The following is an 11,626-nucleotide window of genomic DNA, read 5'->3' on the forward strand; positions in this document are numbered from 1 at the left end:
ATAGAAGTAGTAAAAAAGAAATGAGTTAGACATGTCAAAAGGATTTTTAGTCTCTCTTGAGGGACCAGAGGGAGCAGGAAAGACCAGTGTTTTAGAGGCTCTGCTACCAATTTTAGAGGAAAAAGGGGTAGAGGTGCTGACGACCCGTGAACCAGGCGGAGTCTTGATTGGAGAGAAGATTCGTCAAGTGATTTTGGACCCAAGTCATACTCAGATGGATGCGAAGACAGAACTCCTTCTCTATATCGCCAGTCGCAGACAGCACTTGGTAGAAAAAGTTCTTCCAGCTCTTGAAGCTGGTAAGTTGGTCATTATGGACCGCTTCATCGATAGTTCCGTTGCCTATCAGGGATTTGGTCGTGGCTTGGATATTGACGCCATTGACTGGCTCAATCAGTTTGCGACAGATGGCCTCAAACCTGATTTGACCCTCTATTTTGACATCGAGGTGGAAGAAGGACTGGCTCGCATTGCTGCTAATAGCAATCGCGAGGTCAATCGTTTGGACTTGGAAGGGTTGGACTTACATAAGAAAGTTCGTCAAGGCTACCTTTCGATTCTGGACAAAGAAGGAAATCGCATTGTCAAGATTGATGCTAGTCTCCCTTTGGAGCAGGTTGTGGAAACTACCAAGGCTATCTTGTTTGATAGAATGGGCTTGACAAGATGAAACAAGATCAACTAAAGGCTTGGCAACCAGAACAGTTTGACCGCTTTGTACGTATCCTAGAACAAGACCAGCTCAATCATGCCTACCTCTTTTCAGGTTTCTTTGGAAGCTTGGAAATGGCGCAGTTTTTGGCTAAGAGCCTCTTTTGTACTGATAAAGTAGGTGTTTTACCATGTGAGAAATGCCGAAATTGTAAGCTGATTGAACAGGGAGAATTTCCCGATGTCACTTTGATTAAGCCGGTCAATCAGGTCATCAAGACAGAACGGATTCGAGAATTGGTGGGGCAGTTTTCCCAAGCAGGGATTGAAAGCCAGCAACAGGTCTTTATTATCGAGCAAGCTGATAAAATGCATCCTAACGCAGCCAATTCTCTGCTCAAGGTCATCGAAGAACCCCAGAGTGAGGTTTATATTTTCTTCTTGACCAGCGATGAGGAAAAGATTTTACCAACAATTCGAAGTCGGACCCAGATTTTCCACTTTAAAAAGCAAGAAGAAAAGCTGATATTGCTCTTAGAACAAGCAGGTCTGGTTAAGAAAAAAGCGACTCTTTTAGCCCAGTTTAGTCAATCGCGAGCTGAAGCAGAAAAGTTGGCACATCAGGCAAATTTTTGGACCTTGGTTGATGAAAGTGAACGCCTGCTGACTTGGTTAGTAGCTAAGAAAAAAGAAAGTTATCTGCAAGTTGCCAAATTAGCTAGCTTGGCAGATGACAAGGAAAAACAAGATCAGGTTTTACGGATTCTTGAAGTTCTCTGTGGACAAGATATCCTACAAGCAAGAGTTAGAGTGATTCTACAAGATTTGCTAGAAGCTAGAAAAATGTGGCAAGCTAATGTTAGCTTTCAAAATGCCATGGAATATCTGGTCTTGAAAGAAATATAAACTCAAAAATGAATGATAAAGAAAGGAAAGGGCTGTTTTATGGACAAAAAAGAATTATTTGACGCGCTGGACGATTTTTCCCAACAGTTATTGGTAACCTTGGCCGATGTGGAAGCAATCAAGAAAAATCTCAAGAGCCTGGTAGAGGAAAATACAGCTCTTCGATTGGAAAATAGTAAGTTGCGCGAACGCTTGGGTGAGGTGGAAGCAGACGCTCCCGTCAAGGCTAAGCATGTTCGTGAAAGTGTTCGTCGGATCTATAAAGACGGGTTTCACGTTTGTAATGATTTTTATGGACAACGTCGAGAGCAGGATGAGGAATGTATGTTCTGTGATGAGTTGTTATACAGGGAGTAGGCATGCAGATTCAAAAAAGTTTTAAGGGGCAGTCTCCTTACGGCAAGCTGTATCTAGTGGCAACGCCGATTGGCAATCTAGATGATATGACCTTTCGAGCTATTCAGACCTTGAAAGAAGTGGACTGGATTGCGGCTGAGGACACGCGCAATACAGGTCTTCTGCTCAAGCATTTTGACATTTCTACCAAGCAGATTAGTTTTCATGAGCACAATGCCAAGGAAAAGATTCCTGATTTGATTGGTTTCCTGAAAGCAGGACAAAGTATTGCTCAGGTATCCGACGCGGGTCTGCCTAGCATCTCAGACCCTGGTCATGATTTGGTCAAAGTAGCGATTGAGGAAGATATTGCTGTTGTGACTGTTCCAGGTGCCTCTGCAGGGATTTCTGCCTTGATTGCCAGTGGTTTAGCGCCACAGCCACATATCTTTTACGGCTTTTTACCCAGAAAATCAGGCCAGCAAAAGCAATTTTTCGACTCAAAAAAAGATTATCCTGAAACTCAGATTTTCTATGAATCTCCCCATCGTGTGGCAGATACTTTGGAAAATATGTTAGCAGTTTATGGCGACCGCTCGGTCGTTTTGGTTAGGGAATTGACTAAAATTTATGAAGAATACCAAAGAGGTACCATTTCTGAATTGCTGGAAAGTATCTCTGAAACGCCACTCAAGGGAGAATGCCTTCTCATCGTTGAAGGTGCCAGTCAGGATGTGGAGGAAAAAGACGAGGAGGACTTGTTCTTAGAAATCCAAGCTCGTATCCAGCAAGGCATGAAGAAAAATCAAGCTATCAAGGAAGTAGCTAAGTTTTACCAGTGGAATAAGAGCCAGCTCTACGCTGCTTACCACGACTGGGAAGAAAATGACTAAACAGGGAAGTTTGCCTTCTTCCCTTTTTTTGTTATACTAGTAGAAGAAAAAAATAGAAAGATTTGTGGGAGTGAAAAAATCCTGTGGACTTTTTCAGCCTGAGCCAGGAAACTCGAGAGCGAAGTAAGTCCTGTGGACTTTATCAGCCTGAGCCAAGAAACTCGAAAGCGAGTAAGTTCGGTTGGCTTTTTCAATGTGAACCTTGTCTTCACACTCCCAAAGAGGTATTAGTGTCGTGTCTCAATCTTATATCAATGTTATCGGTGCTGGTTTGGCAGGTTCTGAAGCAGCCTACCAAATCGCAGAGCGTGGTATTCCAGTTAAACTTTATGAAATGCGTGGTGTCAAGTCAACACCCCAGCACAAAACAGACAATTTTGCAGAGTTAGTTTGTTCCAATTCTCTTCGTGGAGATGCTCTGACAAATGCTGTCGGGCTTCTCAAGGAAGAAATGCGTCGCTTGGGTTCTGTTATTTTGGAATCTGCTGAGGCTACACGTGTTCCTGCAGGTGGTGCTCTTGCGGTGGACCGTGATGGTTTCTCCCAAATGGTAACCGAAAAAGTTGCCAACCATCCCTTGATTGAAGTGGTTCGTGATGAAATTACAGAATTACCGACTGATGTAATCACAGTTGTCGCTACTGGTCCTTTGACTAGCGATGCCTTGGCTGAAAAGATTCATGCCCTTAATGATGGCGATGGCTTCTATTTCTACGATGCGGCAGCGCCTATTATCGATGTCAACACTATCGATATGAGCAAGGTCTATCTCAAGTCTCGTTATGATAAGGGAGAAGCAGCCTACCTCAATGCGCCCATGACCAAGCAAGAGTTTATGGATTTCCATGAAGCCTTGGTTAATGCGGAAGAAGCACCGCTCAATTCTTTTGAAAAAGAAAAGTATTTTGAAGGTTGTATGCCTATCGAAGTCATGGCTAAACGTGGCATTAAAACTATGCTTTATGGACCTATGAAGCCAGTGGGGCTTGAGTATCCTGACGACTACACAGGACCTCGTGATGGAGAATTCAAAACACCTTATGCGGTTGTCCAGCTTCGTCAGGACAATGCGGCTGGTAGCCTCTACAATATCGTTGGTTTCCAGACCCACCTCAAATGGGGAGAACAAAAGCGTGTCTTCCAAATGATTCCAGGTCTTGAAAATGCTGAGTTTGTTCGCTATGGTGTCATGCACCGCAATTCTTATATGGATTCACCAAATCTTCTTGAACAGACCTATCGTTCTAAGAAACAACCAAATCTCTTCTTTGCTGGTCAGATGACGGGTGTGGAAGGTTATGTTGAGTCCGCAGCGTCAGGCTTAGTTGCGGGAATTAACGCGGCTCGTCTTTTCAAGGGAGAAAGCCAAGCTATTTTCCCAGAGACGACGGCTATCGGAAGCTTAGCTCATTACATCACCCATGCTGACAGCAAGCATTTCCAACCAATGAATGTCAATTTCGGAATTATCAAGGAGTTGGAAGGTGAACGTATCCGTGATAAGAAGGCTCGTTATGAAAAAATTGCAGAGCGTGCTCTTAGCGACTTAGAGGAATTTTTAACAGTCTAATTTTTTTCAAAGAATTGCTCATGATACTATAAAAATCTTAGAAATTGTGATAAAATAGGTAGGATAAAAGAAGGAGAGTGAAAATGGCGAATCCCAAGTATAAACGTATTTTAATCAAGTTATCAGGTGAAGCCCTTGCCGGTGAACGTGGCGTAGGGATTGATATCCAAACAGTTCAAACAATCGCAAAAGAGATTCAAGAAGTTCATAGCTTAGGTATCGAAATTGCCCTTGTTATTGGTGGAGGAAATCTCTGGCGTGGAGAACCTGCTGCAGAGGCAGGAATGGACCGTGTTCAGGCGGATTACACAGGAATGCTTGGGACTGTTATGAATGCTCTTGTGATGGCAGATTCATTGCAACAAGTTGGGGTTGATACACGTGTGCAAACAGCTATTGCTATGCAACAAGTAGCAGAGCCTTATGTCCGTGGACGTGCCCTACGTCACCTTGAAAAAGGCCGTATCGTTATCTTTGGTGCAGGAATTGGTTCACCTTACTTCTCAACAGATACAACAGCGGCCCTTCGTGCGGCTGAAATCGAAGCGGATGCTATCCTTATGGCTAAAAATGGCGTAGATGGTGTTTACAATGCCGATCCTAAGAAGGACAAGACAGCTGTTAAATTTGAAGAATTGACTCACCGTGATGTTATCAATAAAGGTCTTCGTATCATGGACTCAACAGCTTCAACCCTCTCTATGGACAACGACATTGACTTGGTTGTCTTCAACATGAACCAACCAGGCAACATCAAACGTGTCGTATTTGGTGAAAATATCGGAACAACAGTTTCAAATAATATCTAAGAAAAGGAATAAGAAAGATTATGGCTAACGCAATTATTGAAAAAGCTAAAGAGAGAATGACCCAGTCTCACCAATCACTTGCTCGTGAATTTGGTGGTATCCGTGCTGGCCGTGCCAATGCAAGCTTGCTTGACCGTGTACATGTAGAATACTATGGAGTCGAAACTCCTCTTAACCAAATCGCTTCAATTACGATTCCAGAAGCGCGTGTTTTGTTGGTAACACCATTTGATAAGTCTTCATTGAAAGACATCGAACGTGCTTTGAACGCTTCTGATCTTGGTATCACACCAGCTAACGACGGTTCTGTTATTCGTTTGGTTATCCCTGCACTTACAGAAGAAACTCGTCGTGACCTTGCTAAAGAAGTGAAGAAGGTCGGCGAAAATGCTAAAGTGGCTGTCCGCAATATCCGTCGCGATGCTATGGACGAAGCTAAGAAACAAGAAAAAGCAAAAGAAATCACTGAAGACGAATTGAAGACTCTTGAAAAAGACATTCAAAAAGTAACAGACGATGCTGTTAAACACATCGACGACATGACTGCTAACAAAGAGAAAGAACTTTTGGAAGTCTAAAAATAAACAGAAAAACTCAGTTGGCATTGCTGGCTGAGTTTTATTCGAAAGAAGGAAATATGAATACAAATCTTGCAAGTTTTATCGTTGGACTCATCATCGATGAAAATGACCGTTTTTACTTTGTGCAAAAGGATGGCCAGACCTATGCTCTTGCTAAGGAAGAAGGCCAACATACAGTAGGGGATACGGTCAAAGGTTTTGCCTACACGGATATGAAGCAAAAACTCCGCCTGACCACTCTAGAAGTGACTGCCACTCAGGACCAATTTGGTTGGGGCCGTGTTACAGAGGTTCGTAAGGACTTGGGTGTCTTTGTAGATACAGGCCTTCCTGACAAGGAAATCGTTGTGTCACTCGATATCCTCCCTGAGCTCAAGGAACTTTGGCCTAAGAAGGGCGACCAACTCTACATCCGTCTTGAAGTGGACAAGAAAGACCGCATCTGGGGACTCTTGGCTTATCAAGAAGACTTCCAACGTCTGGCTCGTCCTGCCTACAACAACATGCATAATCAAAACTGGCCAGCCATTGTATACCGCCTCAAGCTGTCAGGGACCTTTGTCTATCTGCCAGAAAATAACATGCTTGGTTTTATCCATCCTAGTGAGCGCTATGCAGAGCCACGTTTGGGACAAGTTTTAGATGCGCGTGTCATTGGTTTCCGTGAAGTGGACCGCACGTTGAACCTCTCCCTCAAACCCCGTTCCTTTGAAATGTTGGAAAATGATGCTCAGATGATTTTGACTTACTTGGAAAGCAATGGCGGTTTCATGACCTTAAATGATAAATCATCTCCAGACGACATCAAGGCAACATTTGGCATTTCTAAAGGTCAGTTCAAGAAAGCACTCGGTGGCTTGATGAAGGCTGGCAAAATCAAGCAAGACCAGTTTGGTACAGAGTTGATTTAGGGAGATTTATGAGAAAATCATTTTACACTTGGCTCATGACCGAGCGCAATCCTAAAAGTAATAGTCCCAAGGCTATCTTGGCAGACCTCGCTTTTGAAGAATCAGCCTTTCCAAAACATACAGATGATTTTGATGAGGTGAGTCGCTTTTTGGAAGAACATGCCAGTTTCTCTTTCAACCTAGGAGACTTTGACGCTATCTGGCAAGAATACTTAGAACACTAGCATGATTCACTAGGTTTGGGCTAGTAATTTATCGATCCCTTTGCTATAATAAAAAGAAATAAACGGATTAGAGAGGTTCTTTATTTGAAGGAACATTCAATAGACATTCAACTGAGTCATCCAGATGACTTGTTTCATCTTTTTGGTTCCAATGAACGCCATCTTCGTTTGATGGAAGAAGAGCTTGATGTGGTGATTCATGCTCGTACGGAGATTGTCCAGGTTTTGGGAGAAGAGGCTGCTTGTGAGGAAGCACGTCAGGTTATTCAGGCTTTGATGGTCTTGGTGAACCGTGGAATGACCGTTGGTACGCCAGATGTGGTGACTGCAATTAGCATGGTCAAAAACGATGAAATCGACAAGTTTGTCGCCCTTTACGAAGAAGAAATTATCAAAGACAATACTGGTAAACCTATCCGCGTCAAAACCTTGGGTCAAAAACTTTATGTGGACAGTGTCAAACAGCATGATGTGACCTTTGGAATTGGGCCAGCAGGTACAGGGAAGACCTTCCTTGCAGTGACCTTGGCTGTGACAGCTCTTAAACGTGGGCAGGTTAAGCGAATTATCCTGACTCGTCCAGCAGTGGAAGCAGGTGAGAGTCTTGGATTTCTTCCGGGTGACCTCAAGGAAAAGGTCGATCCTTACCTTCGCCCTGTTTATGATGCCTTGTATCAGATTTTGGGGAAAGACCAAACTACTCGACTCATGGAGCGTGAAATTATCGAGATTGCGCCCCTTGCCTATATGCGTGGACGAACCTTGGATGATGCCTTTGTCATTCTCGATGAGGCGCAAAATACGACTATCATGCAGATGAAGATGTTCTTGACTCGTTTAGGTTTTAATTCTAAGATGATTGTCAATGGAGATATCAGTCAGATTGACCTGCCACGTAATGTCAAGTCCGGTTTGATTGATGCTCAAGAGAAACTCAAGAACATCCATCAGATTGACTTTGTTCATTTTTCAGCTAAGGATGTGGTTCGCCATCCAGTTGTCGCTCAGATTATCCGAGCTTATGAACCAGCTCCAATTAAAAAAGAAGAGAGTGAAGAAAACCAAGAAGAAACAGAGTAGCAAAAAAGAGCAGTTCAGGTGGAATTGCTCTTTCTTTTATATGATAATTAGATTTTGGGAACTATATATCAATTTATACTAGACACAAGATATAGTGCTTACGAGAATATCAAAAAGGCGACTTACAAACGGAAATCTTCTTTTAATAATGTCTAAATTCTTCGCAGGATTTCAAAATTTTGATATAATAGAAGTAACAAAAATAAAGGAAATTAAGTATTATGAACGCAATCACAGCTCACAGCTCACAGCTCACAGCTCACAGCTCACAGCTCACAGCTCACAGCTCACAGCTCACAGCTCACGCTGATTATGTAATCGGACGTGTTTTTTGTCAAGCATTAAAACAGGCATTTTCACATTTTTGTGAGAAGGCTTTTTATGTTGAGTTTTCTGAGTTATCTTTAGAGAGAAATGGGGAGCTACAATATGCATAACCATTTCTCAAACGAAGTTGATGGACAACTCAAGTTTTATCAAGATTATCTACCTCTAGTTGATAATACTTTGAAAATAGATGATATTTTAACGGATTACACAGATGGTATTGTAAATGGAAATCTGATTGAATTTAAAGTTGTTATCAATGATATTAACACTGTTCTATTCCAAGCCATCAAATATCTATCTGCTCGGAGAATCAAAGGAAAAGAAATTCCCAAAAACATTCTGCTTGTGTCGCTAACGAATGAAAAAATCTACGTTTTTGATAGTCAGGACTATTTAACACATATCGAAAAAGTATATTTTGGTGGTGCAAGTGTAAAAACCTCTGGTTTTTCTTCTGGTAATCCTCTTGCAGTTTTAGAATACGGTCAAAATCAACTAGACGAAGATCGTCTTATTAAATTACTACGTTCAAAGCAATATACAAAAATTAACATCGATGAAAACTGTATTGTTGGTTGGGCAGAACGTTTTTATCGTGAAAACAAAGGAGCTAAAAAGTCTGATTTTATTGGTGATCATACTGGTAAAGTTAAAATTATTGGTGAAATTCGGAAACCTGAGAAACTAAAAGAATTTATCAATCCCTATATCGGTGAAACTAATGCACAATTTCACTATTTGATGGATAAACTCAATGATACTTTACAAAAGAAAAACTTAGGAGCTTTCTACACTCCTGAACCTTATGTTCAAAAGTCATTGGAGCTAGTCCGACAAGCTATTAAGCGTGTTCCAGAAGGAAATGATTATATTATTTTGGATAGATGTGCCGGAACTGGAAATTTAGAGAAATTAATGAGTGATGAGGAATTAAGTCACTGCGTATTGTCAACTGTCGAATACTATGAGTATAAAGTTCTGCTAGAGTTACTCGGTGACAAAGTTCGTAACATTATTCCGCCAACTGAAAAAGAAGATACTTTTAATATGGGGTTAGTCCGAGGAGCGGATGCTCTTAGCGAGGAATATATCAATAATGAAATTATTCAAAACTATATCAACGATCCAAAATTAACAATTATTTTGTATGAAAATCCACCTTATGCGGAAACAACTTCTATCGAACATCAAAAAGCTGGTTCAGGTAAATCATCGTCTGCTTGGAAAAAAAGCTTTTTAGTAAACGAAATGAAAAAAGAAGTAAGAGGTCCAGCAACAAATGACCTTGGAAATATTTTTATTTGGTCTGCTTTCAAATATTATTTACGCCAACCAACAGATTCTTATATTGTCTATAGTCCAGTGAAATACTGGAAAGCTCAACATTTAGTCAATCAAAAATTTTTAGGTGGGTTTGCCTTTAACCGCAAACACTTTCACACTAACATCGATGCAATGATTATGTGTGCTCTTTGGAGTAACGAAGAGTTCTTTCAAGAATGCCTTGCTTTAGAAGCATATAACATTGATAAGCAAGGGAGAATTATTCGAGAAGACAATCTAAATATTGAAAAAACTTATTCAAAATACAGTGAATGTTACTATGATAAACGAAATGATAGCAACGATAGATTTGACGGAATTCATACAGGTCTAAATGGTCTAGAACCCGAGGGGCAAAAATTAAGAATAAAACCACGTTACAATAAAAATATCATTGGATACTTAGTTGCTGATAGTGTCGGATTTGATAATCCTGATGCTAAATCAAGCTTATTGATAGCGGGTAGATATAATGGAAATGGTTTTTTCCTTCGTTCTGATAATTTCTTAGAAAAGCTCCCAATGTTTGCCGCCAGTCGCTACATTACTTATAATCGTCACTGGACACAGCGTGCTAATATTATGAAATCTGCCGATGGCGCTGAACGTTTTAATAAAGCTGTATCAAGTAACAAGATTGAACAAGACTTATTAAAAATTCTGCTCTTCACAACACTTGAAACGCAAAATCACATGAGAAGTTTATATGGTTCTGATGGACGATTCTACCGAAATGAGTTGTCATTGGATAACTCTAATGGAGATACGCTAGCAACAGTCAACTTAGCAAAATTGAAACAAGGTTCTAAAGAGACTGATTTATTTGAACAATGGGGAAAAGTCCTAACAGAAGCTAAGAAAACGAAAAATTATAATTCTAAATTAACGTATTCAGTATATCAGATTATTGATGAGCTTAACACATCTGAAAAAGATGAAAATGATAAGACAATCTATAACTATCCCGAATTAAACGGACACTTGAATACATTGAAAACAAAGGTAAAAGAATATTATAATTCTGAAATTGTGCCATTCCTATTTGAGTATGAATTTTTGAAATAAGCATGAAAAAGACGATTTCCGCTTGGAAATCGCCTTTTTGATATTCTCGTAAGTACTATATATTGTGTCTTGTGTAAACTGATATATAGTTCCCAAAAAGTAAATACTAGCTTCAAAAAAGGAAAGAAAAAATGATGAATCTTCATTGTCAGTAGGACTCTGAATTATGTAATTATTGATTTTAAGAAACATTTAGAAATGCTTCCAAATACCAGAAAACCCTCTGATCTAGAATTGATTATTTGATATTCGATGTCATTGCATCTTGTTGTAACTTCTTTTTTATGCTAGACTGATAGAAAATATTTTTAAATGGAGGAGAAGTATGGAATCAATCTTTTTAAAACTAGCTCAGTATCCAATAGTGGAGACAGAACGTTTATTGCTTAGACCTGTAACTTTGGATGATGGGGAAGAAATGTTTGCCTATGCCTCGGACAGAGAAAATACGCGCTACACTTTTCCAACTAATCAAAGCTTGGAAGAAACTAAAAATAATATTGCTCAGTTCTATCTGGCTAATCCATTAGGCCGCTGGGGAATAGAACTAAAAAGCAATGGTCAGTTTATTGGAACCATTGATTTGCACAAGATTGATCCTGTTCTTAAGAAGGCAGCTATTGGCTACATTATCAATAAAAAGTATTGGAATCAAGGATTAACGACAGAAGCCAATCGTGCTGTGATTGAGCTGGCTTTTGAGAAGATAGGGGTGAATAAGTTGACTGCCCTTCACGATCAGGACAATCCTGCGTCAGGAAAGGTCATGGAGAAATCAGGCATGCGTTTTTCCCACGAAGAACCTTATGCCAGAATTGATAAAAAAGAACCAGGAAGAATCGTTACAAGAGTTCATTATGTCTTGACCAAGGAAGACTATTTTGCAAATAAATAAGCAGTTGAGAAGAAATTTTCAACTGTTTTTTCTTCCTCTTACGAATAATCTA

General features: G+C 40.3%; 13 protein-coding genes. All 13 read left to right on the forward strand.

Going from position 1 to position 11,626, the window contains the following annotated elements; translation table 11 throughout:
- Window positions 1–31: 31 nt before the first annotated feature.
- The 13 genes from tmk to O3616_RS02245 all read left to right on the forward strand — a co-directional run bounded on the left by tmk (window position 32) and on the right by O3616_RS02245 (window position 11,574).
- Window positions 32–670: a dTMP kinase gene (tmk, locus tag O3616_RS02185; protein ID WP_371637961.1), complete on the forward strand. Its 639-nt coding sequence runs from the start codon at window positions 32–34 to the stop codon at window positions 668–670.
- Window positions 667–1,557, forward strand: a complete 891-nt coding sequence (locus O3616_RS02190) for a DNA polymerase III subunit delta' (RefSeq protein ID WP_371637963.1) — start codon at window positions 667–669, stop codon at window positions 1,555–1,557. The genes tmk and O3616_RS02190 overlap by 4 nt, the downstream gene beginning before the upstream one ends.
- A gap of 39 nt (window positions 1,558–1,596) precedes the next feature.
- Window positions 1,597–1,914, forward strand: coding sequence for a DNA replication initiation control protein YabA (yabA, locus tag O3616_RS02195; RefSeq protein ID WP_000358227.1), 318 nt, complete (start codon window positions 1,597–1,599; stop codon window positions 1,912–1,914).
- A gap of 2 nt (window positions 1,915–1,916) precedes the next feature.
- Window positions 1,917–2,786, forward strand: a complete 870-nt coding sequence (gene rsmI, locus O3616_RS02200) for a 16S rRNA (cytidine(1402)-2'-O)-methyltransferase (RefSeq protein ID WP_371637964.1) — start codon at window positions 1,917–1,919, stop codon at window positions 2,784–2,786.
- A gap of 235 nt (window positions 2,787–3,021) precedes the next feature.
- Entirely contained in the window at window positions 3,022–4,356 is a 1,335-nt protein-coding gene (trmFO, locus tag O3616_RS02205; protein WP_000083712.1) for a methylenetetrahydrofolate--tRNA-(uracil(54)-C(5))-methyltransferase (FADH(2)-oxidizing) TrmFO, read from the forward strand.
- Window positions 4,357–4,439: 83 nt separating this feature from the next.
- Window positions 4,440–5,165 (forward strand): UMP kinase, encoded by a 726-nt coding sequence (gene pyrH, locus O3616_RS02210; protein WP_000002995.1) that lies wholly within the window; start codon window positions 4,440–4,442, stop codon window positions 5,163–5,165.
- Between the two features lie 20 nt (window positions 5,166–5,185).
- Window positions 5,186–5,743, forward strand: coding sequence for a ribosome recycling factor (frr, locus tag O3616_RS02215; protein ID WP_001262225.1), 558 nt, complete (start codon window positions 5,186–5,188; stop codon window positions 5,741–5,743).
- 59 nt (window positions 5,744–5,802) lie between these two features.
- Window positions 5,803–6,657, forward strand: coding sequence for an RNA-binding virulence regulatory protein CvfB (gene cvfB, locus O3616_RS02220; protein WP_371637967.1), 855 nt, complete (start codon window positions 5,803–5,805; stop codon window positions 6,655–6,657).
- 8 nt (window positions 6,658–6,665) lie between these two features.
- A complete protein-coding gene (locus tag O3616_RS02225) occupies window positions 6,666–6,881 on the forward strand; it encodes a YozE family protein (protein WP_001232084.1) in 216 nt (71 codons plus the stop codon).
- A gap of 84 nt (window positions 6,882–6,965) precedes the next feature.
- On the forward strand, window positions 6,966–7,961 hold the full coding sequence (locus O3616_RS02230; protein ID WP_371637969.1) for a PhoH family protein: 996 nt from the start codon (window positions 6,966–6,968) through the stop codon (window positions 7,959–7,961).
- Window positions 7,962–8,182: 221 nt separating this feature from the next.
- The gene (locus O3616_RS02235; RefSeq protein ID WP_254736279.1) at window positions 8,183–8,398 is read left to right on the forward strand and encodes a hypothetical protein; all 216 of its coding nucleotides are present in this window, start codon (window positions 8,183–8,185) and stop codon (window positions 8,396–8,398) included.
- Window positions 8,391–10,679: a hypothetical protein gene (locus tag O3616_RS02240; RefSeq protein WP_049491844.1), complete on the forward strand. Its 2,289-nt coding sequence runs from the start codon at window positions 8,391–8,393 to the stop codon at window positions 10,677–10,679. The genes O3616_RS02235 and O3616_RS02240 overlap by 8 nt, the downstream gene beginning before the upstream one ends.
- Before the next feature lie 325 nt (window positions 10,680–11,004).
- Window positions 11,005–11,574, forward strand: a complete 570-nt coding sequence (locus O3616_RS02245) for a GNAT family N-acetyltransferase (RefSeq protein WP_371637970.1) — start codon at window positions 11,005–11,007, stop codon at window positions 11,572–11,574.
- Window positions 11,575–11,626: the final 52 nt, after the last annotated feature.

It is taken from the genome of Streptococcus sp. 27098_8_86, assembly GCF_041432595.1.
Taxonomy (GTDB): Bacteria; Bacillota; Bacilli; order Lactobacillales; family Streptococcaceae; genus Streptococcus; species Streptococcus pneumoniae_F.

Coding starts and splice junctions, on each gene's coding strand:
- rsmI (WP_371637964.1), top strand. CDS start 1,917: ATGCAGATTCAAAAAAGTTTTAAGGGGCAGTCTCCTTACGGCAAGCTG.
- O3616_RS02240 (WP_049491844.1), top strand. CDS start 8,391: ATGCATAACCATTTCTCAAACGAAGTTGATGGACAACTCAAGTTTTAT.
- tmk (WP_371637961.1), top strand. CDS start 32: ATGTCAAAAGGATTTTTAGTCTCTCTTGAGGGACCAGAGGGAGCAGGA.
- O3616_RS02245 (WP_371637970.1), top strand. CDS start 11,005: ATGGAATCAATCTTTTTAAAACTAGCTCAGTATCCAATAGTGGAGACA.
- pyrH (WP_000002995.1), top strand. CDS start 4,440: ATGGCGAATCCCAAGTATAAACGTATTTTAATCAAGTTATCAGGTGAA.
- O3616_RS02235 (WP_254736279.1), top strand. CDS start 8,183: ATGAACGCAATCACAGCTCACAGCTCACAGCTCACAGCTCACAGCTCA.
- cvfB (WP_371637967.1), top strand. CDS start 5,803: ATGAATACAAATCTTGCAAGTTTTATCGTTGGACTCATCATCGATGAA.
- yabA (WP_000358227.1), top strand. CDS start 1,597: ATGGACAAAAAAGAATTATTTGACGCGCTGGACGATTTTTCCCAACAG.
- O3616_RS02190 (WP_371637963.1), top strand. CDS start 667: ATGAAACAAGATCAACTAAAGGCTTGGCAACCAGAACAGTTTGACCGC.
- O3616_RS02225 (WP_001232084.1), top strand. CDS start 6,666: ATGAGAAAATCATTTTACACTTGGCTCATGACCGAGCGCAATCCTAAA.
- frr (WP_001262225.1), top strand. CDS start 5,186: ATGGCTAACGCAATTATTGAAAAAGCTAAAGAGAGAATGACCCAGTCT.